We start from the raw sequence: 24,887 nt of genomic DNA, 5'->3' as shown, positions 1-24,887 counted from the left end.
AGGTGACCAACCGTCCACGCTGGGGAACACACGCCTCGGTGAGTCGCCGGTCGGTGCTGCTGGGATTGGGCGCCGTCGGCGCATTCCTCGCCGTCGACCTCGGCGCCCTCGCCTACGCCAACAAGTGGATCGGCCCGGGCATGACGCCCGCGACGTTCCTGGACGGGTTTCGCACCGTCTACGGCCGCCAGCCCGGCTTCCGGAAGAACCACGCCAAAGGCGTTGTCGCCAATGGGTTCTTCGACAGCAACGGGCACGGGCAGGAACTCAGCCGCGCCGCGGTCTTCCGGCCGGGGCGGGTCCCCGTCGTCGGTCGGTTCTCGCTGTCCGGCGGTGACGCGCACATCGCTGACACCGCCGGCGCGGCCCGTGGCCTCGGACTGGCTTTCGGCTTCCCCGACGGCTGGCAGTGGCGGACCGCCATGCTGAACCTGCCGGTATTCCCGGACAATTCGCCACGCGGCTTCTACGACCGGCTGCTGGCATCGAAGGTCGTTCCGGGCACCGGAAAGCCCGACCCCGCCGCGATGAAGGCCTTCCTCACTGCCCACCCCGAGACCGCGGCGGCGATGGCGCTGGTGAAGAAGCAGCCGCCCACGGTCGGTTTCGGTGACAGCACCTTTCGCGGCCTGAACACCTTCTATTTCGTCAATGACGCCGGGGCCCGGTCGGCGGTGCGATGGTCTTTCGTACCGCAGCAGAGCGCGGCCCAGGCGCGTGGCGGCGATGCCAACGGGCTGTTCGACGCACTCATCCGCCAGTTCCGGGACGGGCCGCTGCGCTGGCGCATGCTGGTGACCGTCGCCAACCCCGGCGACCCCGTCGACGACGCCACCCTGCCGTGGCCCGCCGACCGGCGGACCCTCGACGTCGGCGAGCTCACCCTGACGGGCATCGAGACGGAGGAACCCGGCAATGCCCGCGACATCAACTTCGATCCGCTGACGCTGCCCGACGGCATCGAAGCCTCCACGGACCCGTTGCTGTCCGCCCGCTCGGCCGTCTACGCGGCGTCCTACCGGCAGCGCACCGGGGAACCGAAGTCGCCGTCGGCGGTGCAGGTGCCCGAGGTCAGCCAATGAGCGGGGTCGAGCGCTACCCGGTGCGCACCCGGGTGTTGCACTGGCTTACCGCGGCCCTGGTGTTCACCGCGCTGTTCGTCGGTTTCGTGATGGTCAGCTGGTTGGGCAGTTACGCCACCCTGGTCGGGTTTCATATGACACTCGGGTTGCTGATCCTGGTCGTGGTGGTGATCCGGGCGACCAACCGCTTCACCCACCGCACGCCGACATTGCCCACGACCGTCGGCTCCGTCGAGCAGCTGCTGGTGGTCGGCTCCGAACTTGGGCTGTACGCGCTGATGCTGGCCCAGCCGCTGGTCGGGTGGGCGATGGTGTCGGCCGGTGGCCGGCCGGTCGTGGTGTTCGGTTCGCTGCGGCTGCCCCGGATCGCGCCGTTCGACGCCGACCTGTACTTCGTGCTGCGGCAGGCCCACTCGGTGCTGGCCTACCTGCTGGTGCTGGCGATCGCCGCCCACATCGCCGCGGTGCTGCTGCACACCCTGACCCTGCGGGACCGGATGCTGAGCCGGATGACGTTCGGCGCCCGGCGCGGTGCAGCTCCGCCAAATGCCGCACCCCGGCGTGATCCGAACGGCACGATGACTGTCGACTGACTGTCAGCCCGCGTCGAGCAGGCGCCCGCCGCCCGCGGCGGACCCGACCGAAGCCTTCATCCGGCCGAAGAGTTCGACCGCGGACTGAATCGTCTGGTCGGCGAAGACGCCGAACTCGATATCGCCGGTGCGGAAACGACTTTCGGCCACAACTCCGACCAGGCCCGGATCGGAGGACTCGAAGACCAGCGCGCCGGCCCGCGGATCGGTGCTGTTCCACTGCTCAGCCAGCGCCGCCACCCGCTCACGCTGGTCGATCGGGTAGTAGCGCTCGGCGGTGACACTGATCTTCACCGACTTGGCGGCCGGCCCGCATGGTTGCAGATGCACATGCAGCCGCCCGTGGTAGGTGCTGACGAGGAAGAAGAACTCGTCGTCGTGGTGGCCGCGGAAATACTGCACCTGCCGGGTACGCAGGTAACCCTCGATGAGTTCGGTGCCGATCGCGGTGGTCATGACAGTTCAACGCCTCGGGCAAATACCGGGTTCCGGTATCTGCCATGGTGATGCCAAGAATCTGGTGAGAATTGGCTAAGCGGCGACGGTCGACATCCGGCCGGTTCTCGGGCCGAAGCGATCGTGACAGACCATCGGCCGGTTCAGACCAGGCGTGAAAATACCTCGGCGACAACCGAATCCGCGGGAACGTCGACCTGTTCACCCGAGCTCAGATCCTTGACGCCGACGGTGCCGGCCTCGATGTCGCGGTCGCCGGCCACCAGCGCGATGCGTGCCCCCGAGCGATCGGCCGCGCGCATCGCACCCTTGAGTCCGCGATCGCCGTAGGCCAGGTCGACCCGCACGCCGCCGCCACGCAGGCCGGCGGCCACCTTGGCCAGCTCCAGCTTGGCCTGCTCACCCAGCGGTACGCAGAACACCTCGCACCGGGTGGTGCTCCCCGCCGTCTTGCCCTCGGCGCGCAGGGCCAGCATCGTGCGGTCCACGCCGAGGCCGAACCCGATACCCGACAGGTCTTGGCCGCCGAGTTGCGCCATCAGCCCGTCGTAGCGTCCGCCGCCGCCGATGCCCGACTGCGCCCCGAGCCCGTCGTGGACGAACTCGAAGGTCGTCTTGGTGTAGTAGTCCAGGCCGCGCACCATCCGCGGGTTGACGACGTAGGGCACCCCGAGCGCGTCGAGGTGGGCCAGCACCGTCTCGAAATGCTGCTTGGCGACGTCGGAGAGATGGTCGAGCATCACCGGCGCGTCGGCGGTCAGCTCCCGCATGTGCGGACGTTTGTCGTCGAGCACCCGCAACGGGTTGATCTCGGCGCGCCGACGGGTGTCGGGGTCCAGGTCGAGGTTAAACAGGAAGCTCTGCAGCAGCTCCCGGTATTGCGGCCGGCAGGTGTCGTCGCCCAGCGAGGTGATCTCCAGGCGGAAGCCGTCCAGCCCCAGCGAGCGGTAACCGGCGTCGGCGATCGCGATGACTTCGGCGTCCAGCGCCGGGTCGTCCACGCCGATCGCCTCGACCCCGACCTGCTGCAGCTGCCGGTACCGGCCGGCCTGGGGGCGTTCGTAGCGGAAGAACGGTCCGGCGTAACACAGCTTGACCGGAAGGCCGCCGCGGTCCAGCCCGTGCTCGATGACCGCGCGCATCACGCCCGCTGTCCCTTCGGGCCGAAGCGTCACCGAGCGATCGCCGCGGTCGGCGAAGGTGTACATCTCCTTGGACACCACGTCGGTGGACTCCCCCACGCCCCGGGCGAACAGCGAGGTGTCCTCGAAGATGGGCAGCTCGACGTCGCCGTACCCAGCCAGCCGGGCCGTCTTCAGCAGACCATCGCGGACCGCGACGAACTCGGCCGACTCGGGGGGCAGGTAATCGGGGACACCCTTGGGTGCCTGGAATTCGCTCACTTACGTCAGACCTTTGAGGAATGGGTTGGTTCGGCGTTCGAGGCCGATGGTGGTGGATTCACCGTGCCCCGGTAATACCAGGGTGTCGTCGTCGAGTGCCAGCAGCTTGTCGACAATAGAGCCCAGTAGGGCATTGCCGCTTCCGCCGGGCAGGTCGGTGCGACCCACCGACTGTTTGAACAGCGTGTCCCCGGTGAAGGCGAGCCGTTCGGCCTGCTGATCCACCCGGAACACCACCGAGCCGCGGGTGTGGCCGGGGGTGTGGTCGACGGTGACGGTGATGCCGCCGACGTCGATCTTGTCCCCGTCGCGATCCAGCTCGACGACCTGTTTCGGTTCACGGAACAACGCCCCGAGGGCGATCTGGCCGAGCCTCGGCCCGAACCCGCGGATCGGGTCGGCCAGCATGTGCCGGTCCTCGGGATGGATGAACGCCGGGCAACCGAAGGAGTCGGCCACCTTCTGCGCCGACCAGATGTGGTCGATGTGGCCGTGGGTGAGCAGCACCGCCGCCGGCGTCAGCCGGTTCTCGTCGAGAATGCGACGCAGGTTCCCCATCGCGCGCTGGCCCGGGTCGACTACGACGCAGTCGGCCCCAGCATGTGGGGCCAGCACGTAGCAGTTGCACGCCAACATGCCGGCCGGGAACCCGGTGAGCAACACGTGCTCCAGTTTCCCATCCCCTGTTCGCGTGGGTCGCGCCCCCTCGCCTCAGCATTAGCTGGCACACTCGGTGCCGACTCAACCGATCACCCATGGAGGACCACGGCGGTGCCCACCAACGAACAGCGACGTGCGACGGCCAAGCGCAAACTCGAGCGGCAGCTGGAGCGTCGCGCTCAACAGGCGAAACGTCGCCGCGTGCTCGCCGTCGTCGCCGGTGTCGTGGCGGTCGCCGCGGCCGTGGCGGTGGTCGTCACGTTCGTGCTGACCAACAAGGACGACAAGAACAGCGCCAGCGCGTCGTCGTCCACCACCAGCGCGCCGGCCGAATCCGGTGGTCCGACCACCGCGCCGCCGGCAACCGGGGGTCTGCCGGCATTCAAGGCCTCCGCAAATCTGGGCGCGAACTGCCAGTACCCGGCCTCGCCGGAACCGGCCAGCAAGCCGGTGGCGGCGCCCAACAGCGGCAAGGTCCCGACCGACCCGGCGACGGTGAGCGTCAGCATGGCCACCAATCAGGGCAACATCGGCCTGGTGCTGGACAACGCCAAGGCTCCGTGCACGGTCAACAGCTTCGCCAGCCTGGCCCAGAAGGGCTTTTTCAACGACACCCCGTGCCACCGGCTGACCACGTCTCCGTCGCTGTCGGTGCTGCAGTGTGGCGACCCCACCGGCAAGGGCACCGGCGGCCCGGGCTACCAGTTCGCCAATGAATACCCCACCGACCAGTACCCGAAGGATGATCCCGCGCTGCAGCAGCCGCTGACCTACCCGCGCGGCACGCTGGCCATGGCTAACGCCGGTGCCGACACCAACGGCAGCCAGTTCTTCCTGGTGTACAAGGACTCGCAGCTGCCGCCGAACTACACCGCTTTCGGCACCATCGACGCGACCGGTCTGGCGACGCTGGACAAGATCGCCGCTGCGGGTGTCGCCGGCGGCGGACAGGACGGTAAGCCGGCAACCGACGTCCAGATCAAGTCGGTGCTGCTTGACTAGGCGGCGATGACTCAGCCTCCGCCGTACTACCCACCTTCGCCGCCGTACGGGCCGGGGCCGTACCCCTATCCGGCGCCGGCCCAGACCAATGGGCTGGCGATCGCGTCACTGATCTGTGCGTTCCTGTTCGCGCCGCTGGGCATCGTGTTCGGGCACATCTCGCTGTCGCAGATCAAGAAGTCCGGCGAGGAGGGTCGCGGCCTGGCGATCGCCGGTCTGGTGATCAGTTACCTGGTGACGGTCCTGACGATCGTGGCGGTGATCGCCGGCGTGATGTTCTTCTCCTGGATGGCGCGGGAGTTGGAACGGTCCGGCGGCGCCGGGATCCCGGGGCGCACGACGTCGACCGGGCCTGGCAGCACTGAGCTGCCACCGTTCGCGCCCCCGATCGCGCTGGGCGCCAACTGCACCTACCCCGCCACCGCGACTCCGGCCGACAAGCCCAATAAGGCACCGCGGACGGGCAAGGTGCCGACCTCCCCGGCGACGGTTGACGCCACCATGGTGACCAACGCCGGGGTGATCGGCCTACAGCTGAACAACGCCGAAGCCCCCTGCACCGTCAACAGTTTCGTCAGCCTGGCGCAGCAGGGCTACTTCGACGACACCCCATGTCACCGGCTCGCCGACTCACCGTCGCTGTCAATGCTGCAGTGCGGTGATCCGACCGGGACCGGCCGCGGCGGGCCCGGCTACCGGTTCGCTAATGAATACCCGACCAACCAGTTCCGCCCGTTCGACCCGGCGCTCAAACAAGGAGTGCGCTACCCGCGCGGCAGTCTGGCGATGGCCAACTCCGGTCCCGACACCAACGGCAGCCAGTTCTTCATCGTCTACCGCGACTCGATGCTGCCGCCGACCTATACGGTCTTCGGCCAGGTTGACGAGAAAGGCTTGGAGACAGTCGAAGACATCGCCGTGGCCGGTATTGCCGGCGGTTCCGAGGACGGTCAGCCCAAGCGGCCGGTGACGATTCGGTCGGTTCGGCTGGACTGAGTTGTCCACCGGACCCGAGTGTGCGGTGTCATCCGCGACACGCCGGGCGAGGCGGATGACACGGCACACTCGCCGGCGCGGCGCTGGTTCAGCCGGGCAGTCCCTGCTCTTCCGGCGGAAGAGCTGCTGGCCCCCTGATAGCGGGCACCGCAACGGGGAGTTCGGCGCCGGTCGGGCCGGGCGACTGAGTGACGGTGACGCCGGTGGACATCTCCGAACTGGCGAATGGACCGCTGGGTGATTGCGGGTATGCCTCGACCGCGGCGAGCACACCCAATGCGACGAGGGCACCGGCCCCGGCGGTTGCAGATAACATGTGGCGCTTGTTCATAGCCGTTCTCCTTCCAAGAGGGTCTGGCGTCTATAAACAAGAACCATCTGCAGCGCGGATATTCCCCAACCGGTTGTGTTGGTACACAACTAAATTCGTCACGAATGTCAATAACCGCCGGAGTGCCAAGCGACGAAATAATCTGTGGCCCAATGTTGTTGACACCAGTGTTATGTCTATTGAAGCCCGAAGATTGCTCCAGGCTGTCCTCGGTGCGGTCGCGGCCGTCACCCTCCTCGTCACACCTACCGTCTTCTTGGACACACAAGCCGAACGGTCCCGCCCGGTCGCGCAGTGCTATGACGGGGTCATCCCGTGGAACCCGTACCTGCAGAGCTGCAGCTTGCCGTCCACTCAGCCGCGGGTGCGCGGTGCCGCTCCCGGCGCGGGCGCGATCATCGCCTGCCGGCACCACCCTGGCTGCCTGGCCTGGTACGTCAACGGCGGCCCCTGACGCCAAAACCCCACCGGAGCAAGCCGATCATTCGCGCCGGGCTCGCCCCTCGCCCGGCATCTCCCGTTGTCTCGCTCCTCCGCCGGGCTCGTCCCTCGCCCGGCATCGTCGACTCGACGGTCAGGCGGCGGAATCTGATTGCCGCCTTCCTCCTCCGGGCTCGTCCCTCGCCCGGCATCGTCAGGCGGCCGAAGTCACCCGGTAGACGTCGTACACGCCCTCCACATTGCGCACCGCATTGAGCACGTGGCCCAGGTGTTTGGGATCGCCCATCTCAAAGGTGAAGCGGCTGATGGCAACCCGGTCGTTCGACGTCGTCACCGACGCGGACAGGATGTTGACCCGCTCGTCGGCCAGCACCCGGGTGACGTCGGAGAGCAACCGGTGCCGATCAAGCGCCTCCACCTGGATCGCGACCAGGAACACCGAGGTCGGCGAGGGCGCCCAATGCACTTCGATGATCCGCTCCGACTGCTGCTGCAGCGAACCGGCGTTGGTGCAATCAGTGCGATGCACGCTGACCCCGCCCCCGCGAGTGACGAACCCCATGATGTTGTCGCCGGGCACCGGCGTGCAGCACTTGGCCAACTTCGTCAGTGTGCCCGGCGCTCCGGGCACGGCCACTCCGCTGTCGTCGGTGCTGCGCTGCCGCACCGGCATGGTGGCCGGCGTGGAACGTTCGGCCAGTTCGTCTTCGGCGCTGTCGGCGCCGCCGAGCTGAGCCAGGAGCCGCTGCACCACGTGCCGGGGCGAGACATGCCCCTCACCGACAGCGGTGTAGAGCGAGGAGACGTCGGCGTAACGCAGTTCCTGCGCCAGCGCGCCCATCGCCTCGGCGTTGACCAGCTTCTGCAACGGCAGCCCGCCCCGGCGCACCTCGCGGGCGATCGAGTCCTTGCCGGCCTCCAGCGCCTCCTCGCGACGCTCCTTGGCGAACCACTGGCGGATCTTGGCCTTGGCACGCGGGGACACCACGAAGGTCTGCCAGTCGCGTGACGGCCCGGCGTTGGGTGCCTTGGAGGTGAAAACCTCCACCACTTCCCCGTTTTCCAGCTTGCGTTCCAGCGCAACCAGCCGGCCGTTCACCCGCGCGCCGATACAGCGATGACCCACCTCGGTGTGCACCGCGTAAGCGAAGTCCACCGGGGTGGACCCGGCGGGCAGGGTGATCACATCACCCTTCGGGGTGAACACGAAGATCTCTTGCACCGCAAGGTCGTAGCGCAACGATTCCAGGAACTCGCCGGGGTCGGCGGCTTCACGCTGCCAGTCGAGCAGCTGGCGCATCCAGGCCATGTCATCGATCTCGGCGGCCGCTTGCGGATGCGGGAAGCCGTTGCGGCCCTTCACTTCCTTGTAACGCCAATGCGCGGCGATGCCGTATTCGGCGGTCCGGTGCATGTCGCGGGTGCGGATCTGAACCTCCAGAGGCTTACCCTCCGGGCCGACGACGGTGGTGTGTAGCGACTGGTACACCCCGAACCTGGGCTGAGCGATGTAGTCCTTGAACCGGCCGGGCATCGGCTGCCACAGCGAATGCACCACGCCCACAGCCGCATAGCAGTCGCGGATCTCGTCGCATAGGATGCGCACACCGACCAGGTCATGGATGTCGTCGAAGTCACGGCCCTTGACGATCATCTTCTGGTAGATCGACCAATAGTGCTTGGGCCTGCCTTCGACGGTGGCACTGATCTTCATCCCGCTCAGCGCGGCGTTGATCTCGGCGCGCACCTTGGCCAGATAGGTGTCGCGCGACGGCGCCCGGTCGGCGACCAGCCGCACGATCTCCTCGTACCGTTTGGGGTGCAGGATGGCGAACGACAGATCCTCAAGCTCCCACTTGACCGTGGCCATGCCGAGCCGATGGGCCAGCGGCGCAATCACTTCCAGCGTCTCGCGGGCCTTGCGGGCCTGCTTCTCCGGCGGCAGGAAGCGCATCGTGCGCATGTTGTGCAATCGGTCGGCGACCTTGATCACCAGCACCCGCGGATCGCGGGCCATCGCGATGATCATCTTGCGGATGGTCTCGCCCTCGGCGGCGGTGCCCAGCACCACCTTGTCCAGCTTGGTCACGCCGTCGACGAGATGGCCCACCTCCGCCCCGAAGTCGGCGGTCAGGGCCTCCAGCGTGTAGCCGGTGTCCTCGACGGTGTCGTGCAGCAGCGCGGCTACCAGCGTGGTGGTGTCCATGCCGAGTTCGGCCAGGATGTTGGCCACGGCCAGCGGGTGGGTGATGTAGGGATCCCCGGAGCGCCGCAGCTGGTCGGCGTGCTTGGCCTCGGCCACCTCGTAGGCGCGCTGCAACAGCGCGAGGTCGGCCTTGGGGTAGATCTCACGGTGCACCGCAACCAACGGCTCGAGCACCGGGTTCAGGGTGCTGCGCTGTGCGGTCATCCGGCGCGCCAGCCGGGCCCGAACCCGGCGGGAGGCGCTGCTGGTGGTCTTGGGTGTCTCGGCCCGCGCCTCGGCGGGCGCGATCTCGGCGGCGACCGGCACCGGCTGTACGGCCGCGCCGCTGCCCGGTTCCTCCGCCATGGTCACCTCCTAGCCCGTACGGCGAGGATATCGCCTCAGATGGTGTGCAAGCTGCGCACCGCCAGCGGCGCGACCTTCTCGCGTCCGGCCAGCGCCGTCAGTTCGAGCACCACCGCGGCCACCGGGACCTCCGCGCCGGCGTCGGCCAGCAGGTCCCGCGCCGCCGCGACCGTGCCACCGGTGGCCAGCACATCGTCGATGATGACAACGCGCCGACCGGCCAGGTCGATACCCTCGGCGGGGATTTCCAACGTCGCGGTGCCGTACTCGAGGGTGTAGGTCTGGCTGTACACCGGCGGGGGCAGTTTGCCGCCCTTGCGGATGGCCAGGACACCGATCCCGAGCCGGTGGGCCACCGCTCCGCCCAGCAGGAACCCGCGCGCGTCGATGCCGGCCACCAGGTCGGCGCCTTCGGCGATTTCGGCCAGCGCGCCGGTGACGACGGCCAGCCCGTGGCTGTCGGCCAGCACGGGGGTGAGGTCCTTGAACTGGATGCCGGGCTCGGGGAAGTTGGGCACCTCGCGGGTCAATGCCGTGATGACATCGGCGACGAACGTCTGATCTCCCGGTTCGGGCTGCCCCGCTGTCACTGTTCGAACACCCATCTGTCCATGTTCCAGCCGGCGCCCCACCGGGTCGGATTGCCTTCCACGGCATACATCTTCTTCGACGCCATCACCGTGCGCTGCTGACGGTACAGCGGCAGCGTGGGCATGTCGCCCCACAGGATCGGCGAACTGTCGCCGAGCAGCCGGGCCTGCTCCTTGGGATCGGCGGTCACCGCCAACGCGGAAATGATGCCGTCGACCTGCGGGTTGGAGTAGCCGGGCAGGTTGTTGCCGTTACCGGAGAACAACGCGTAGGCATCCAGGGCCGACGAGCCCGTCGAGCCGCTTCCGGTCGCTCCGCCGGTGCTGGCCAGCAGAACGTCGAGCTGGCCGTCGCGCAGCGTCTGCGGGCCGGTGGACTCCGACGTCGCATCGACGACGGTGATGCCCGCGGCCGCGCACGACTTGGTGATCGCGCCGACGGTAGCGGCCAGCCGCGGGTTGGGCGCCTGGTAGCCGATCCGGACCGTCAGCGTTTGACCGCCCAGGGCGTCGCGGGCGGCGTCGGGGTTGGCCGGCCCGAACTGGCCGGCGACCGCGATGCCCTCGATACCGCTGAACGCGTCGTCGCTGGCCGGGTTGAGCCGGGCGTTGGAGATCGGTATCCCGGCGTTCAGCGCGATCAGGTCGCGAGGTGTGCATAACGCCATCGCGCGCCGCGCCGGCGGCGCGGACAGCGGACCCTGCGGTGCGAAGATCAGCTGCTCGATGCCCCCGGAGGGGATCTCCTGGCGGTTGTAGTCGTCGGGGGTGGTCAGGGTTCCCGACGAGCCGGTGGCCACGTCGATCACCTGGAATGTGCCGTTGTTGATGCGGTCCTGGACGTCGACACCGCGCGGCCACACCGTGATCCGCTTGGTGATGGGCTTGGGGCCCCACCAGCGGTCGTTGGCGGTCAGTACCACCGCACCCTCGGGCAGCACCGAGTCGATCTTGTAGGGACCCGAGGACGGGAACCGTTTGAGGTCGACCCCGGGTTTGAGATCCCACATGGTGTTCCAGGCCGCGGCGATACGGTCGATCGCCGCGGGATCCCCGGACTGGATCGAGCGGGTCACGTCCAGCCCCAGCGCGTCGCCGATGACGTGCGACGGCATCAGCGAGGTCGCGGTGAACAGCTGCAGGTAGTCGGTGATGGCCCGGCCCGGCGCGTAGGTCACCCGGGCCTTCTTCTGGCCCGGCTGGCAGTCGACGCCGTCGACGTCGAGGTAACCGGCCCGGCTGGCGGCGGCGAAGGCCGGGAACCGCCCGGACTGAGCGGCCCATGTCAGCACCATGTCGTCACAGGTCACCGGCTTGCCGTCGGAGTACACGGCGTTGTCGGAGATCTGGTAGTCCAGCACCAGCGGGTCGCGACCCACCACCGACACCGAGCCGAAGTCGTGGTCGGCCAGTACCTGCCCGTCCGGTCCGTGGAAGTTGAACCCGGTGAGCACCCGGGCGAAGGCCTGCGGTCCGGCCGAGGCCGATCCGCTGACCGTATTGGTGTTGTAGCTGGTCAACAGGCCGTCCACAGCGTAGTTGATCTGCTCGGCGGGACTGCCCGAGCACGACGCCAACACCATGGGAGCGGCCATACCCAACACAGCCGCCACTGCGACAGCGGCGGCGCGCCGGCGCCTGGCAGTCATGGGTGGCTATTGCCCTCGGGGGCTGCGCTTGCCCGTCGGGCGGCCGGGGCGCGAACTCGACGGACGGACCGGACGGGCGCCTGGCGCGGGTTTGTTGCCCACCGCCGGGGTCCCGCCGATGGCCGCCTCGGCCGGCACCGCATCGGCGGCCTCGTCGAGGTCGGCCGCTCCCCCGGTGACGACGTCACTGGCCGACGCGGCCGGCTTGCGCCGATTGAGCACCCGCCGGGTGTGGGTGCGCACCAGGTCGGTGTGCTCACGGAGCGTGACCAGCAGCGGGGTGGCGAAGAAGATCGACGAGTAGGTACCCACGATCACGCCCACCAGCTGGACCAACGCCAGATCCATCAGCGTGCCCACCCCGAGGAGCCAGACCGCGACCACCATGAGGGCCAGGATCGGCAGCACCGAGATCAGGCTGGTGTTGATCGACCGCATGAAGGTCTGGTTGACGGCCAGGTTGGCTTGTTCGGCGAAGGTGCGCCGGGTGGTGTGTTCGAAGCCGTGGGTGTTCTCCTCGACCTTGTCGAACACGATGACCGTGTCGTACAGCGAGAAACCGAGGATCGTCAGAAGACCGATGACGGTCGCCGGGGTGACCTCGAAACCGACGATCGAATACACCCCCGCGGTGACAACCAGGTCGAACACCAACGTCGTCAGCGCCGAGACGGCCATGTACCGCTCATAGCGCAGTGTGATGTAGATGGCCGCCAGCACCAGGAACACCCCGAGCGCCAACAGCGCTTTCTTGGTGATCTGACCGCCCCAGGTCTCCGACACCGCCGAGTCGCTGATGGTCTGCTTGCTGGGCTGTCCGTCGGAACCCTTGGGTTTGAACGCGTCGAACAGGGCGTCGCGCAGCTGCTCGGTCTGCTGGTTGTCCAGGGCTTCCGAGCGGATCTGGACGGTGGCCGAGCCGCCGCTGCCGACGAGGACGACCGACTCCGGGCTCTTGCCCAGCGTCTTGCTGAAGACGTCCTCGACCTGCTGGGTGGTGACGGTGCCGTTCTGCCCCGCGGTGGGCATGGAGACCTTGGTGCCGCCCTCGAAGTCGATACCGAAGGTGAACCCCTTCAGCACGATGCTGGCGACACAGGCCGCGACGATCAGGCCACTGATCGCGTACCACATCTTGCGCCTGCCGATGACCTCGAAGGCGCCGGTGCCGGTGTAGAGCCGGACGAAGAAGCCGTGCTTGGGCGCAGCGGCCTCCAAGTCGGGCGCCTCGACGGCGCTGGATTCGATGTCGTCTGTGGTGTGCCGGGCCATGCCGTTATCCCCGTCCCGTCGAAGTGGCGGCGGCTCGACGTTCCCGGGCGATCTGTTGCACCGCACCGAGGCCGTTGAACGCCGGTTTCGCCATCGTCGGTGACTTCGACGCCAGGTACACCAGCGGCCAGGTCACCAGGAAGACCACGACGACGTCGAGGATCGTGGTCAGGCCCAGCGTGAACGCGAAGCCCTTCACCTGGCCGACGGCCAGGAAGTACAGCACCGCGGCGGCCAGGAATGTGACCGCGTTGCCGGACAGGATCGTCTTGCGGGCCCGAGCCCAACCGCGCGGGACCGCCGAACGGAACGACCGGCCTTCGCGGATCTCGTCCTTGATGCGTTCGAAGAACACCACGAACGAGTCGGCTGTCGTCCCGATACCGATGATCAGGCCCGCGATGCCGGCCAAGTCAAGGGTGTAGTTGATGTATCTGCCGAGCAGCACCAGGATGCCGAACACCATGGCACCGGAGGCCACCAGTGACAGCGCGGTGAGCAGCCCCAGCACCCGGTAGTAGAGCAGCGAGTAGACCAGCACCAGTCCCAAACCGATGGCGCCCGCGATCAGGCCAGCCCGCAACGACGCCAGGCCCAGTGTGGCCGACACGGTTTCAGCCTCGGAGGACTCGAACGACAGCGGCAGCGAACCGTATTTGAGGACGTTGGCCAGCTGCTTGGCGGTCTCGGCGGTGAACGGCGGGTTGCCACCGCTGATCTGGGTACGACCACCCGGGATCGCCTCCCGGATCTGCGGCGCACTGACCACCTGGGAGTCCAGCGTGAACGCCGTCTGGGTGCCGATGTTGGCGGCGGTGAAGTCCGCCCATGTGGTGGCGGCCTGGTCCTTGAAGGTCACGTCGACGACGTAGGCGCCACTCTGGTTGTCCATGCCGGAGGTCGCGTCCTTGATCTGGTCGCCGCTGATGATCGACTTGTCCAGCACGTAGATGTACTTGTGGTCCTGCGAGCAGGTGACCAGGGGCAGGTTCGGGTCGTCGTTGCCGGCCAGGATGTCGGGCTGGTCGCATTTACCCGCCATGTACTGCACCGCGATCAGCAGCAGATTCTGGTTGGTGCTCTGCCGCAGTTCCTTCTCGAACTTGATCCGCGCGGTGAGGTCCTTGCGCGGGTCCGGCGGGGCGGGCTGTCCGGGTTGGCCGGGCGCGGGAGCCGCGGGCTGCCCCGGGGCCGGGGCTGCGCTCGGCTGACCCGGCGCAGGTTCGGCCGGGCTCGGGGGTGGCGTGGGCGCCGGCTCGGCCGGGTAGGGACGCGGCTGCGGCGCGGGAGCTTCCGGGTTGGCCGGCGGTGGCACTGGCGCGGGCGGGGCGCCCGGTGCGGCACCGGGCGGGGGTGCGCCGGGCGCGGGTGCACCGCCCGGCGGGGCACCGCCACCCTGCTGGGCGTTGAGCTGCTGCTTGATGGCTTCCACCGGGATCGGTTGCCCGATCACGGGGCGGATGAACAGCCGCGCAGTCTGACCGAGGTTGCGTGCCTCGTTGCTGTCGTTGCCGGGCACCGTGATGACGAGGTTGTCGCCGTCGATGACGACCTCGGATCCCGACACGCCCAGGCCGTTGACGCGGGCGCCGATGATCTGCTGCGCCTGGTTGAGCGCCTCACGGGTCGGGCGGGAGCCGTCCGGGGTGCGGGCGGTCAGCGTGACCCGAGTCCCACCCTGCAGGTCGATCCCCAGCTTGGGCGAGGACTGCTTGTCACCGGTGAGGAAAACCAGCAGGTAAACCCCGATAAGCAGGACCAGGAACAGCGTCAGGTAGCGAAAAGGATGCACCGGCGCCGAAGACGATGCCACGTTGTTGTCTCTCCTAGGTTTGTGCCGCGATCCGCTCTGCGGTCCTCTGGGCTCCCGCTAGAGGGTACGGGGCGTCCCTGGCGATCAGTCTTTGGTCAGGCGGTCCGCGTCGGTGTCGGTGATTTCGGTGCCTCCCGACAGCGTCGATGCCTCGGCGTTTTCGACCTCCGGCGCCTCGGGCTCGATGCGGTCCCGGATCGCCAGCTTCATCCAGGTGGTCACCACACCGGGGGCGATCTCCAGGTCGACGGTGTCGTCGGTGATCGCGGTGATGGTGGCCTGCAGGCCCGAGGTGGTGTGGACGCGGTCACCGACCAGCAGCGACTCGTGCAGGTCGATGGTGGCCTGCATGGCCTTGCGCTGTCGTCGGGAGGCGAAGTACATGAAAGCGCCCATGATGACGATCAGGGGCAGGAAGACGAGCAGGTCCATGAGGGAACGATTCTTTCGTGTCGGGTGCGGGGCAAGGCGGCGCGACCGTTAGGTCGCGGGCTTCATAGCTGACCAGTCTGCCATTCACCGCGGCGCACTCTGACCGCACCGCCGGAGGAAGATGGCCGAATGGACCTGATCGACACGCTGCGCAGCACCGGGGCGGTGCGCGAGTTCACCGACGAGCCGGTCGACGACGCGGTGCTGGCACGCGTTCTCGACACCGCCAGATTCGCCCCGAGCGGGGCCAATGCCCAGGCCTGGCGGGTGGTGGTGGTCAAGGACCGCACCGTTCGGGCCCGGTTGCGCGATCTGTACCTGCCCGGCTGGGTCGAGTACCTGACGCTGACCGCGGCCGGGCTGCGTCCGTGGTCCCCGGTCAACGACCGGACCGCCGAGACGGCCGCCCTGGCCGCCGGGACCGAGCAGGCCCGCGACGCCGCGCAGCACGGACTGGCCGCGCACCTCGACGAGGTTCCGGTGCTGCTGGCGTTGTTCGCCGACCTGTCGCAGCTGGCCGCCGTGGACCGCGACCTCGACCGCTATTCGCTGGCCGGCGGCGCGTCGGTCTACCCGTTCGCGTGGAGCATTCTGCTCGCCGCCCGGGCCGAGGGCCTCGGCGGTGTGCTGACGACGATGCTGATCCGGCAGGAGGACGAGGTCAGGCGGTTACTGGGGGCGGACGGACCGCTGGTGCTGGCCGCGGTGATCGCGCTGGGGCACCCGGTGCGGCAGCCGCGGCGGCTGACCCGCCAGGCCGTCGACTCATTCACCACCGTCGACCGCGTCGACGGTGCGCCGTTCTCCGCGTGAGCTACCCCACTATTCAACCGATTACGTCGATTTTTTCGCTCCAAACGACGCAATCAGTTCTCAGCCGTGCTCCCGGACCGGGTTTTCAGTTGCGCCAGGCGCTCACCCGACTAGGCTCTGATCGCCGGCTTCGTGCAGAGCCGCCCTTCGTCTAGGAGAATTTAACGTGAGCACCGTCGAGCAGAGCCGCAAACTCGTCACCGACATCCCCGGCCCCGTGTCGATCGAACTGACCAAGCGCCGCGTGGCCGCGGTGTCGCGCGGAGTCGGCGTGACCATGCCGGTCTACGCGGCGCGCGCCGCCGGCGGGATCATCGAGGACGTCGACGGGAACCGGTTGATCGACCTCGGCTCCGGAATCGCGGTGACGACGATCGGCAACGCCTCGCCGCGGGTGGTCGACGCAGTTCGCGAACAGGTCGCCGACTTCACCCACACCTGCTTCATGGTGACGCCCTATGAGGAGTACATCGCCGTCGCCGAGCACCTCAACCGGCTCACCCCGGGCTCCTACGAGAAGCGCTCCGCACTGTTCAACTCCGGCGCCGAAGCGGTGGAGAACGCGGTGAAGATCGCCCGGTCCTACACCGGCAAGTCCGCGGTGGCCGCGTTCGACCACGCCTACCACGGCCGCACCAACCTGACCATGGCCCTGACCGCCAAGTCGATGCCCTACAAGAGCGGGTTCGGCCCGTTCGCACCGGAGATCTACCGCGCGCCGATGTCCTACCCCTACCGGGACGGCCTGATCGACAAGGAGTGGGGCACCAACGGCGAACTCGCCGCCGAGCGGGCGCTGACGGTGATCGACAAGCAGATCGGGGCGGCCAATCTAGCCGCGATCATCATCGAGCCGATCCAGGGTGAAGGCGGCTTCATCGTCCCGGCGCCCGGCTTCTTGCCGACGCTGCGGGCCTGGTGTACCGACCACAACGTGGTATTCATCGCCGACGAGGTGCAGTCCGGGTTTGCCCGCACCGGCGCGATGTTCGCCTGCGAGGACGAAGGCATCGAGCCCGACCTGATCGTGAGCGCCAAGGGCATCGCCGACGGTCTGCCGTTGGCCGCGGTGACCGGGCGCGCCGAGATCATGGACGCCCCGCATGTCAGCGGCCTGGGCGGCACCTACGGCGGCAACCCGGTCGCGTGCGCGGCGGCGCTGGCCACCATCGAGACCATCGAGCTCGACGGTCTGCTGGAGCGGGCCAAGCAGATCGAAGCGCTGATGAAGGACAAACTCGGCCGGCTCCAGGCCGACGATGACCGCATCGGTGACGTCCGCGGGCGCGGCGCCATGATCGCCGTCGAGCTGGTGAAGTCCGGGACCGGCGAACCGGATGCGGAACTGACCAAGGCGCTGACGAGCAAGGCTCATGCCCAGGGTGTTCTCGTGCTGAGCTGCGGCACCTTCGGCAACGTGCTGCGATTCCTGCCGCCGCTGACGATCAGCGACGAACTGCTTCTCGAAGGGCTTGACGTACTGGCCGGCATCCTCGCCGAAATCTAGGAAGCCGCGATGACAACCGTCAGGAATTTCATCAACGGTGAGCTGGTGGACTCGGTCAGCGGCGCCACCATGCCGCTGGTCGATCCCTCCACCGGCGAAAAGTACGGCACCGCACCGGTATCCAACGAGCAGGACATCGATGCCGCCTACGCGGCCGCCGACCGGGCATTCGCCGACTGGAAGCGCACCACCCCGTCACACCGGCAGAAGGCGCTGCTCGGTTTCGCCGACGACGTCGAAAAGCATGCCGCCGAATTGGTGGCCGCCGAGGGCCGCAACACCGGCAAGCCCAACCACGTGACACTGGCCGAAGAGATCCCGCCGATGGTCGACCAGATCCGGTTCTTCGCCGGAGCCGCGCGCATTCTGGAGGGGAAGTCGGCCGGGGAATACCTGGAGAATCACACCTCTTGGATCCGCCGCGAGCCGGTCGGAGTGATCGGGCAGGTCGCGCCGTGGAATTACCCGATGATGATGGCGATCTGGAAGTTCTGCCCGGCGATCGCCGCGGGTAACACGGTGGTGCTCAAGCCCAGCGACACCACCCCAGTGACCTCGGTGATGCTGGCCGAGATCGCCGCCAAGCACTTCGGCCCCGGCGTGCTCAACGTGGTCTGCGGGGACCGGGTAACCGGGGCGGCCGTCGTCGGACACCCGACCCCGCAGATGGTGTCGATCACCGGATCGGTCGCCGCCGGCCGCGCGGTCGCGGTCAGCGCCGGCGGCCACCTCAAACGCACCCACCTCGAACTGGGCGGCAAGGCACCGGTCATCGTGTTCGACGACGCCGACATCGCCACGGCCGCCGAGGGAATCGCGACGGCCGGCTACTTCAATGCCGGCCAGGACTGCACCGCGGCCACCCGCGTGCTGGCCCGGGCCGGCATCGCCGAGGACCTGACCGCCGCGCTGGCCGAGCAGGCCGCGGGCGCGGCCACCACGTTCGGGCGCGCGGTCGGCGATGAGGACGCCTGGGTGCCGCCGGTCAACAACGCCAACCAGCTCGACCGGGTGCTCGGCTTCCTCTCCGACGTACCGTCACACGCGACGGTGGCCGCCGGCGGAAACCGCCAGGGCGACAAGGGTTTCTACGTCGAGCCGACCGTCATCGGCGGACTGCTCCAAGACGACCGCCAGGTCCAGGAGGAGATCTTCGGCCCGGTGATCACCGTGCAGTCCTTCGCCGACGAGGACGAGGCGATCCGCTGGGCCAACGGCGTCGAATACGGTCTTGCCTCCTCGGTGTGGACCAGGGATGTGTCCCGCGCCATCCGGGTGTCCAATGCGCTGGACTTCGGCTGCGTGTGGATCAACACCCACATCCCGCTGGTCGCCGAGATGCCGCACGGCGGCTTCAAGTCCTCCGGGCACGGCAAGGACCTGTCGATGTACGGGTTCGAGGACTACACCCGCATCAAGCACGTGATGGTCTACACCGGGTAGTTCAGGGGTTGTAGGCGCGCAACAGGGCCCGGGTGCGGGCCCGGCCCTCCGGCGACGGGTCGAACGTCGCGGCGACGTATTCGTCGACCCCCGCGGCGCGCAGTTCGTCGAGCCGGCCGCGGACGGTGTCCTCGTCGCCGATGATCGCGGCATCTTCGGGCCCCGCATAGCCTTCGCGGTCGAGCATCGCGCGGTAGGACGGCAGCTGGCCGTACATGGCGAACTGTTCGGCCGCCTGCTTACGGGCGGCGTCGACGTCGTCGGTGACGCTGACCGGCAACGACGCGGCCACCCGCACCCCGCCGCCGCGCCCGGCGTCGGCGGCTGCCTGCCGCAGCGTTGGCCCGACATGCTCGGCCAGCGTCTTGGGCCCGGTCATCCAGGTGCAGGTGCCCGACGTGCGCCGTCCGGCGAGTTTGAGCAGTTGCGGCCCCAGCGCCGCGATGTAGACGTCGGGCCGCGGCGCACCCGGGATCATCAGCGCGCCACGGGTGGTGACCGTCTCCCCCGCCGCGTTGGCGGGTTCTCCGGCAAGCAGGGGTAGCAGGCCGTCGAGGTATTCGTTGAGCCGGCGCACCGGCTTGTCCCACGGGATGCCCCACATCCCCTCGGTGACCGCCTGGTGCGTCATGCCGAGCCCGAGGGTGAACCGGCCGCCGGATACCAGGCTCAGGGTCAGGACGCGCTGTGCCATCTGCATCGGATGCTGGTTCTGGATGGGCACCACACCACTGGCCACCTCGATGGTGTCGACCTCGCGCAGGGCGATCGCCAGAATCATGAGAAGGTCTGGCTCGTAAGGCAACTGGCTCATCCACACCCGTTGAAAGCCTTCGTCGCGCAGCATCGCGAGGTTGGCGATGGTGGCGTCGATGGGCGATTGGGTGCCCGATCCGCTCAGTTGACCGAACATACTGATCTGCATCCGCGCTCCTCTGCCCGGTCTCCCCACGATGGGAGGGCCGTCGTCCATCATGCCTGGCGATGGACGACCGCCGGTGGATCAGTGCGCGACGGGCGTGCGGCGCGAGCCGCCGAACCGGCTGCGCCAGCTGCGCGGCTGCTCGGGCACCGTCTCCCCCGCGCGGCGACCTCGGCCCGCGACGACGGGTTCGACAGCATCGGAGGACACCACCGGTTCGGACGCCATCGCGGCGGCGGTCATCACCGGGCGCTGCGCGTAGCGAATGTCGCGCTGGCTACGCACCGACAGCCGGCCCAGGGCCATCGCCCCGAAGAAGATGATCAACGCACCGAGCCCACTGAAGAAGGTCAGCTCCAGGGCGACCACACCGGCGACGGTGCCCGACACGGGGGCACCGAAATCCCCGAGTCCCCACGGCGCGGCGAACAGCCGTCCCACGACGAACCACGCGCCCGCGATGACGGAGAGCCACCCGCCGAGCATCGCGGTGGCCCGGTTGCGCGACATCAGCAGGAGCAGGCCGCCCAGCACCGTCACCGCGCCCGGCAGGACCTGCAGCCAGCCCCGACCCGACGTCCAGACCCACGGCTGGTCGGGGTCGTAGGCGAAGTCGAAGTAGGGCCCGACGAACGGGATCAACGCGCCCCACAATCCGAGCAGGACGAGCAGGAAACCACTGGCCGCACCGCGGCTGCGCGGAATCGCCATCCGGCCCGCGCGCCTACCGGGTGCGTTGTCTACGTCTCTCATGACGGCTCCTTGGCTCGAGCGGTGTCCCGCATTGACACCCGGGTACCCGTGCTGGTCGGAGGTCTAACGGAGTGGCCGCCGAGGCCGAGAGCAAGCTCACAGGCTCGTTTCGTAGTCTCGTGCAGTCCCGAGGAATAATGTTAGTTTTACTAACGTAGTTTCCCTTGGGTGCAACGGAGCGCCGTCTTACTTCTTCTTTGAATTGTCTGGAGTTCGTCATGCCGACTGACACTCGCGAAGTCCGATTTGAGCAGCGCATCGCCGATCTGTACGCGACCGATCCACAGTTCAGCGCGGCCGCACCCGACCGCGCCGTCACCGCAGCCGCCGAGAACCCCGCGCTGAGCCTGCCGCAGATCATCAAGACCGTGTTCGACGGTTACGCCGACCGTCCCGCGCTCGGCCAGCGGGCCGTCCGGTTCGTCGAGGATCCGCACACGCGTCGCACCACCGCGGAGTTGCTGCCCGCGTTCGAAACCATCACCTATCGGCAGGTGTGGGATCGAGTCGAGGCCCTGGCCGCCGCGTGGGCCGACCGCACGGTCTCCGCCGGCGACCGGGTGGCGGTCCTCGGCTTCACCAGCGTGGACTACACCACCGTCGACCTGGCGCTGACCCAGCTCGGCGCGGTGTCCGTACCACTGCAGACCAGCGCCGCGGTGAGCGCCTTGCAGCCCATCCTCGCCGAGACGGAACCCACGGTCATTGCGTCGAGCATCGACTATCTCGACGACGCCGTCGAACTGGCCCTGGGTGGTCCCGCGCCGAAACGGTTGGTGGTCTTCGATTTTCGCCCCGAGGTCGACGATCAGCGGGACGCCGTGGCCGCTGCCCGGGACCGGTTGGCCGCCATCGCCATGAGCGTGCACACCCTGAACGACGAAATATCGAGCACAGCAGCTCTTTTCGCGTCCCCCGAGCGTACCGGCGAGGACAATCCGCTGTCGCTGCTGATTTACACCTCCGGCAGCACGGGCGCCCCGAAGGGCGCCATGTACCCCGAGCACAAGGTGGCCGACATCTGGCGTGCAGCGGCCGCGCACTGGGATGAGAGCCATGGCGCCTATCCCGCCATCGTGCTCAGCTTCATGCCGATGAGCCACGTGATGGGCCGCGGATCCCTCTACGGCACGTTGGGTACCGGCGGCACCGTCTATTTCGCCGCGCGCCCCGACCTGTCGACGTTCCTGGAGGACCTGGCGCTGACCCGCCCGACCCAGCTGAATCTGGTGCCGCGGGTGTGGGACATGATCCACCAGGAAGTCCAGAGCGAAATCGATCGCCGCGCCGCCGACGGACCTGCCGCCCAGGCCCGGGTGATCGCCGAGGTGCGCCGCAATCTGCTGGGTGGCCGCTTCGTCAGCGCCATGACCGGCTCGGCGCCGATCGCACCTGAACTCAAGGCCTGGGTCGAGACCTTCCTCGATATGCACCTGGTCGAGGGGTACGGCTCCACCGAGGCGGGCGCAGTGTTCGTCGATGGAACCGTGCGCCGGCCCCCGGTCACCGACTACAAGCTGGTCGACGTGCCCGAGCTCGGTTACTTCAGCACCGACCTGCCACATCCTCGCGGCGAGCTGCTGGTCAAGTCCCAGCAGTTGTTCCCGGGGTACTACAAGCGCCCCGATGTCACCGCCGCGATGTTCGACCCGGACGGCTTCTACCGCACCGGTGACATCGTCGCCGAGACCGGCCCCGACCAGTTGCGCTACGTCGACCGGCGCAACAACGTGTTGAAGCTGTCGCAGGGTGAGTTCGTGACGGTGTCCAAGCTGGAGGCGGCCTTGGGTCGCAGCCCGCTGATCCAGCAGATCTATCTGTACGGCAACAGCGCGCGGCCCTACCTGCTATCCGTCGTCGTGCCGACCGCCGAAGCACGCGCCGATCACGACGCGGCCCAGCTCAAATCCCTCATCAGCGAGTCCCTGCAGGACGTGGCCCGGGCGGCCGGGCTGCAGTCCTACGAGATTCCGCGTGACTTCCTCATCGAGACAACACCTTTCACCGTCGAGAACGGCCTGCTGACCGGTATCCGCAAGCTGGCATGGCCGCGGCTCAAGGAACGCTACGGGCCGGCGCTGGAGCAGCTCTACATCGACCTGGCCGAGGGCCAAGCCGACGAATTGCGCGCGCTGCGCCGCAGCGGGTCCGACGCCCCGACGCTGCCGACCGTCACCCGTGCCGCCGGCGCGTTACTCGGGGCCGCCGCCGCGGACCTGCAGGCGAGTGCCCACTTCACCGATCTGGGCGGAGACTCGCTGTCGGCGCTGACGTTCGCCAACCTGCTGCAGGAGATCTTCGGTGTCGAGGTGCCGGTCGGCGTGATCGTCAGCCCGGCCAACGACCTGCACGCCATCGCCGCCTACATCGATGCCCAGCGCAGCTCGGCGGGGACGCGGCCGACCTTCGCCACCGTGCACGGCGCGGGTGCCACCGAAGTGCACGCCCGGGATCTGACCCTGGACAAGTTCGTCGACGAGGCGACCCTGGCCGCCGCCCCCGGCCTGCCGGGGCCGAGCAGCGAGATCCGCACCGTCCTGCTGACCGGGGCGACGGGGTTCCTGGGCCGCTATCTGGCACTGGAATGGCTGGAACGGATGAGCCTCGTCGACGGCACCGTGATCTGCCTGGTGCGGGCCCGCAACGACCAGGACGCACGGCAGCGCCTCGACGCCACGTTCGACAGTGGCGACCCGAAACTGCTGCAGCACTACCGCGAGCTAGCCGCCGAGCATCTTGTGGTGATCGCCGGCGACAAGGGCGAGCAGAATCTCGGCCTGGACGCGCAGACCTGGCAACGGCTGGCCGACACGGTCGACCTGATCGTCGACCCCGCCGCGCTGGTCAACCACGTGCTGCCCTACCGGGAGCTGTTCGGCCCGAATGCCGTCGGCACCGCCGAGCTGATCCGGATCGCGCTGACCACCAGGCTCAAGCCGTTCCTGTACGTCTCGACGATCGGTGTCGGGGCAGGTATCGCACCCGGCCAGTTCGTCGAGGACGGTGACATCCGCGTCATCAGCCCGACCCGCGCCGTCGATGACTCGTACGCCAACGGCTACGGCAACAGCAAGTGGGCTGGCGAGGTGCTGCTGCGCGAGGCCAACGACCTGTGCGGACTGCCGGTTTCGGTGTTCCGCTGCGACATGATCCTGGCCGACACCACCTACGGCGGTCAGCTCAACCTGCCCGACATGTTCACCCGGATGATGCTGAGCCTGGTGGCAACCGGTATCGCGCCTGCGTCGTTCTACGAGCTCGACGCCGACGGCAACCGCCAGCGCGCCCATTACGACGGGCTGCCAGTCGAATTCATCGCCGACGCCATCTCGACACTGGGCGCCAACGCCGGCGAGGTATTCCAGACCTACCACGTCATGAACCCCCATGACGACGGCATCGGGCTCGACGAGTTCGTCGACTGGCTGATCGATGCCGGCTACCCGATCCAGCGGATCGCCGACTACGGGGCCTGGCTGCAGCGCTTTGAAACCGCGATGCGCGCACTGCCAGACCGGCAGCGCCAATACTCGCTGCTGCCGTTGCTGCACAACTATCAGCGGCCCGACCATCCGATGCACGGGTCGATGGCACCGACCGACCGGTTCCGCGCCGCGGTGCAGGACGCCAAGATCGGCCCCGACAAAGACATTCCACATGTCTCGCCTCAGGTCATCGTTAAGTACGCGACCGATCTGAAGCTGCTGGGTCTGCTGTAGGACCGCGAGATCGACACCAGGGCTGCGATCGACGCCGATCGAGAGCCCTGGTGTCGATCTCGATGCGGCTTCAGAGCGCCGAGATCGCCAGCAGGACGACGGCGACCAACGGGAACGCCCCCTGCGTCAGCGCGGCGCGCGCCTTGTCTCTCGACGAGGCCAGCAGCACGACCGCGGCAGCGAGCATCGAGCCGACCCCGGCGAAGATCAGAGCGACGCCGACAGGCTTGTGCCCCAAGGCAACAGCCGTGATGCCGACAACCGTGACGATGGCCAGGAACAGGTTGTAGAAGCCCTGGTTGTAGGCCAGTAGCTTGGTGGTCTCGGCTTCCTCCGCGGTCGTGCCGAACACCTTGCGGGTGCGCGGCGAGGTCCAGGTCACCGATTCCATGGTGAAGATATAGGCGTGCAGCAGGGCGGCGAGCCCGGCGAAAACCAGTGCAGCAGTGACCATCGGGG

22 protein-coding genes are annotated in these 24,887 nt (G+C 68.1%); 9 read left to right on the top strand and 13 right to left on the bottom strand.

Annotated features, from left to right (window positions below; all coding sequences use genetic code 11):
- Positions 1 to 2: 2 nt before the first annotated feature.
- Both ADBZ9K_RS01690 and ADBZ9K_RS01685 read left to right on the top strand, forming a co-directional pair.
- Positions 3 to 1,082, top strand: coding sequence for a catalase family peroxidase (locus tag ADBZ9K_RS01690; RefSeq protein ID WP_526618069.1), 1,080 nt, complete (start codon positions 3 to 5; stop codon positions 1,080 to 1,082).
- Positions 1,079 to 1,675, top strand: a complete 597-nt coding sequence (locus ADBZ9K_RS01685; RefSeq protein WP_526618068.1) for a cytochrome b — start codon at positions 1,079 to 1,081, stop codon at positions 1,673 to 1,675. Before ADBZ9K_RS01690 ends, ADBZ9K_RS01685 begins: the two co-directional genes overlap by 4 nt.
- Before the next feature lie 3 nt (positions 1,676 to 1,678).
- On the opposite strand, the gene ADBZ9K_RS01680 is transcribed toward ADBZ9K_RS01685, so the two are convergent.
- From ADBZ9K_RS01680 to ADBZ9K_RS01670, 3 genes are all read right to left on the bottom strand, one after another.
- Entirely contained in the window at positions 1,679 to 2,131 is a 453-nt protein-coding gene (locus tag ADBZ9K_RS01680; protein WP_526618066.1) for a hypothetical protein, read from the bottom strand.
- Positions 2,132 to 2,274: 143 nt separating this feature from the next.
- The gene (gene hisS / locus ADBZ9K_RS01675; protein ID WP_526618065.1) at positions 2,275 to 3,534 is read right to left on the bottom strand and encodes a histidine--tRNA ligase; all 1,260 of its coding nucleotides are present in this window, start codon (positions 3,532 to 3,534) and stop codon (positions 2,275 to 2,277) included.
- On the bottom strand, positions 3,535 to 4,197 hold the full coding sequence (locus ADBZ9K_RS01670; protein WP_526618064.1) for an MBL fold metallo-hydrolase: 663 nt from the start codon (positions 4,195 to 4,197) through the stop codon (positions 3,535 to 3,537).
- 108 nt (positions 4,198 to 4,305) lie between these two features.
- On the opposite strand from ADBZ9K_RS01670, the gene ADBZ9K_RS01665 reads away from it, so the two are divergent.
- Both ADBZ9K_RS01665 and ADBZ9K_RS01660 read left to right on the top strand, forming a co-directional pair.
- Positions 4,306 to 5,196, top strand: a complete 891-nt coding sequence (locus ADBZ9K_RS01665; protein ID WP_526618063.1) for a peptidylprolyl isomerase — start codon at positions 4,306 to 4,308, stop codon at positions 5,194 to 5,196.
- A 6-nt stretch (positions 5,197 to 5,202) separates the two neighbouring features.
- On the top strand, positions 5,203 to 6,192 hold the full coding sequence (locus ADBZ9K_RS01660) for a peptidylprolyl isomerase (protein WP_526618062.1): 990 nt from the start codon (positions 5,203 to 5,205) through the stop codon (positions 6,190 to 6,192).
- A gap of 88 nt (positions 6,193 to 6,280) precedes the next feature.
- Here the strand turns inward: ADBZ9K_RS01660 and ADBZ9K_RS01655 are convergent, their stop codons facing one another.
- Positions 6,281 to 6,508, bottom strand: a complete 228-nt coding sequence (locus ADBZ9K_RS01655) for a hypothetical protein (RefSeq protein WP_526618061.1) — start codon at positions 6,506 to 6,508, stop codon at positions 6,281 to 6,283.
- Between the two features lie 271 nt (positions 6,509 to 6,779).
- Between ADBZ9K_RS01655 and ADBZ9K_RS01650 the strand changes: the two genes are divergently transcribed.
- Positions 6,780 to 6,977: a hypothetical protein gene (locus tag ADBZ9K_RS01650; protein ID WP_526618060.1), complete on the top strand. Its 198-nt coding sequence runs from the start codon at positions 6,780 to 6,782 to the stop codon at positions 6,975 to 6,977.
- Positions 6,978 to 7,157: 180 nt separating this feature from the next.
- Here the strand turns inward: ADBZ9K_RS01650 and ADBZ9K_RS01645 are convergent, their stop codons facing one another.
- The 6 genes from ADBZ9K_RS01645 to yajC form a co-directional block, all read right to left on the bottom strand.
- A complete protein-coding gene (locus ADBZ9K_RS01645) occupies positions 7,158 to 9,515 on the bottom strand; it encodes a RelA/SpoT family protein (RefSeq protein WP_526618059.1) in 2,358 nt (785 codons plus the stop codon).
- 35 nt (positions 9,516 to 9,550) lie between these two features.
- Positions 9,551 to 10,120 (bottom strand): adenine phosphoribosyltransferase, encoded by a 570-nt coding sequence (locus tag ADBZ9K_RS01640; RefSeq protein ID WP_526618057.1) that lies wholly within the window; start codon positions 10,118 to 10,120, stop codon positions 9,551 to 9,553.
- Entirely contained in the window at positions 10,102 to 11,700 is a 1,599-nt protein-coding gene (locus tag ADBZ9K_RS01635) for an ABC transporter substrate-binding protein (RefSeq protein ID WP_526618055.1), read from the bottom strand. The genes ADBZ9K_RS01640 and ADBZ9K_RS01635 overlap by 19 nt, the downstream gene beginning before the upstream one ends.
- 60 nt (positions 11,701 to 11,760) lie before the next feature.
- Positions 11,761 to 13,026, bottom strand: coding sequence for a protein translocase subunit SecF (gene secF / locus ADBZ9K_RS01630; protein WP_526618054.1), 1,266 nt, complete (start codon positions 13,024 to 13,026; stop codon positions 11,761 to 11,763).
- 4 nt (positions 13,027 to 13,030) lie between these two features.
- Complete coding sequence (secD, locus tag ADBZ9K_RS01625; protein ID WP_526618053.1) at positions 13,031 to 14,839, bottom strand: protein translocase subunit SecD; 1,809 nt, start codon at positions 14,837 to 14,839, stop codon at positions 13,031 to 13,033.
- A gap of 84 nt (positions 14,840 to 14,923) precedes the next feature.
- Positions 14,924 to 15,271: a preprotein translocase subunit YajC gene (yajC, locus tag ADBZ9K_RS01620; RefSeq protein WP_526618052.1), complete on the bottom strand. Its 348-nt coding sequence runs from the start codon at positions 15,269 to 15,271 to the stop codon at positions 14,924 to 14,926.
- Between the two features lie 129 nt (positions 15,272 to 15,400).
- Between yajC and ADBZ9K_RS01615 the strand changes: the two genes are divergently transcribed.
- From ADBZ9K_RS01615 to ADBZ9K_RS01605, 3 genes are all read left to right on the top strand, one after another.
- On the top strand, positions 15,401 to 16,084 hold the full coding sequence (locus ADBZ9K_RS01615) for a nitroreductase family protein (protein ID WP_526618050.1): 684 nt from the start codon (positions 15,401 to 15,403) through the stop codon (positions 16,082 to 16,084).
- 166 nt (positions 16,085 to 16,250) lie between these two features.
- Positions 16,251 to 17,591, top strand: coding sequence for a 4-aminobutyrate--2-oxoglutarate transaminase (gabT, locus tag ADBZ9K_RS01610; protein ID WP_526618048.1), 1,341 nt, complete (start codon positions 16,251 to 16,253; stop codon positions 17,589 to 17,591).
- Between the two features lie 9 nt (positions 17,592 to 17,600).
- Entirely contained in the window at positions 17,601 to 19,034 is a 1,434-nt protein-coding gene (locus tag ADBZ9K_RS01605) for a gamma-aminobutyraldehyde dehydrogenase (protein ID WP_526618047.1), read from the top strand.
- A gap of 1 nt (position 19,035) precedes the next feature.
- Here the strand turns inward: ADBZ9K_RS01605 and ADBZ9K_RS01600 are convergent, their stop codons facing one another.
- Together ADBZ9K_RS01600 and ADBZ9K_RS01595 are read right to left on the bottom strand one after the other, a co-directional pair.
- Positions 19,036 to 19,959, bottom strand: coding sequence for a TIGR03564 family F420-dependent LLM class oxidoreductase (locus tag ADBZ9K_RS01600; protein ID WP_526618045.1), 924 nt, complete (start codon positions 19,957 to 19,959; stop codon positions 19,036 to 19,038).
- A gap of 78 nt (positions 19,960 to 20,037) precedes the next feature.
- Entirely contained in the window at positions 20,038 to 20,709 is a 672-nt protein-coding gene (locus ADBZ9K_RS01595) for a hypothetical protein (protein WP_526618044.1), read from the bottom strand.
- 218 nt (positions 20,710 to 20,927) lie between these two features.
- Between ADBZ9K_RS01595 and car the strand changes: the two genes are divergently transcribed.
- On the top strand, positions 20,928 to 24,428 hold the full coding sequence (gene car / locus ADBZ9K_RS01590) for a carboxylic acid reductase (protein WP_526618042.1): 3,501 nt from the start codon (positions 20,928 to 20,930) through the stop codon (positions 24,426 to 24,428).
- Between the two features lie 70 nt (positions 24,429 to 24,498).
- On the opposite strand, the gene ADBZ9K_RS01585 is transcribed toward car, so the two are convergent.
- Positions 24,499 to 24,882 carry a DUF1304 domain-containing protein gene (locus tag ADBZ9K_RS01585; protein WP_526618041.1) on the bottom strand — a complete coding sequence of 128 codons (384 nt, stop codon included), beginning with the start codon at positions 24,880 to 24,882 and terminating at the stop codon, positions 24,499 to 24,501.
- Between the last annotated feature and the right edge of the window lie 5 nt (positions 24,883 to 24,887).

The organism is Mycobacterium sp. (genome assembly GCF_965229265.1).
Lineage (GTDB): Bacteria > Actinomycetota > Actinomycetes > Mycobacteriales > Mycobacteriaceae > Mycobacterium.
The sequence above is the reverse complement of the archived record's forward strand: the minus strand, read 5'-3'. Positions and strand labels throughout refer to the sequence as shown.

What these genes read in the sequence shown, in the direction of transcription:
- ADBZ9K_RS01685 (WP_526618068.1), top strand. Translation starts at nt 1,079, where the DNA reads ATGAGCGGGGTCGAGCGCTACCCGGTGCGCACCCGGGTGTTGCACTGG.
- ADBZ9K_RS01680 (WP_526618066.1), bottom strand. Translation starts at nt 2,131, where the DNA reads ATGACCACCGCGATCGGCACCGAACTCATCGAGGGTTACCTGCGTACC.
- ADBZ9K_RS01660 (WP_526618062.1), top strand. Translation starts at nt 5,203, where the DNA reads ATGACTCAGCCTCCGCCGTACTACCCACCTTCGCCGCCGTACGGGCCG.
- ADBZ9K_RS01655 (WP_526618061.1), bottom strand. Translation starts at nt 6,508, where the DNA reads ATGTTATCTGCAACCGCCGGGGCCGGTGCCCTCGTCGCATTGGGTGTG.
- ADBZ9K_RS01645 (WP_526618059.1), bottom strand. Translation starts at nt 9,515, where the DNA reads ATGGCGGAGGAACCGGGCAGCGGCGCGGCCGTACAGCCGGTGCCGGTC.
- ADBZ9K_RS01640 (WP_526618057.1), bottom strand. Translation starts at nt 10,120, where the DNA reads ATGGGTGTTCGAACAGTGACAGCGGGGCAGCCCGAACCGGGAGATCAG.
- ADBZ9K_RS01635 (WP_526618055.1), bottom strand. Translation starts at nt 11,700, where the DNA reads ATGGCCGCTCCCATGGTGTTGGCGTCGTGCTCGGGCAGTCCCGCCGAG.
- secF (WP_526618054.1), bottom strand. Translation starts at nt 13,026, where the DNA reads ATGGCCCGGCACACCACAGACGACATCGAATCCAGCGCCGTCGAGGCG.
- yajC (WP_526618052.1), bottom strand. Translation starts at nt 15,271, where the DNA reads ATGGACCTGCTCGTCTTCCTGCCCCTGATCGTCATCATGGGCGCTTTC.
- ADBZ9K_RS01615 (WP_526618050.1), top strand. Translation starts at nt 15,401, where the DNA reads ATGGACCTGATCGACACGCTGCGCAGCACCGGGGCGGTGCGCGAGTTC.
- ADBZ9K_RS01605 (WP_526618047.1), top strand. Translation starts at nt 17,601, where the DNA reads ATGACAACCGTCAGGAATTTCATCAACGGTGAGCTGGTGGACTCGGTC.
- ADBZ9K_RS01600 (WP_526618045.1), bottom strand. Translation starts at nt 19,959, where the DNA reads ATGCAGATCAGTATGTTCGGTCAACTGAGCGGATCGGGCACCCAATCG.
- ADBZ9K_RS01595 (WP_526618044.1), bottom strand. Translation starts at nt 20,709, where the DNA reads ATGAGAGACGTAGACAACGCACCCGGTAGGCGCGCGGGCCGGATGGCG.
- car (WP_526618042.1), top strand. Translation starts at nt 20,928, where the DNA reads ATGCCGACTGACACTCGCGAAGTCCGATTTGAGCAGCGCATCGCCGAT.
- ADBZ9K_RS01585 (WP_526618041.1), bottom strand. Translation starts at nt 24,882, where the DNA reads ATGGTCACTGCTGCACTGGTTTTCGCCGGGCTCGCCGCCCTGCTGCAC.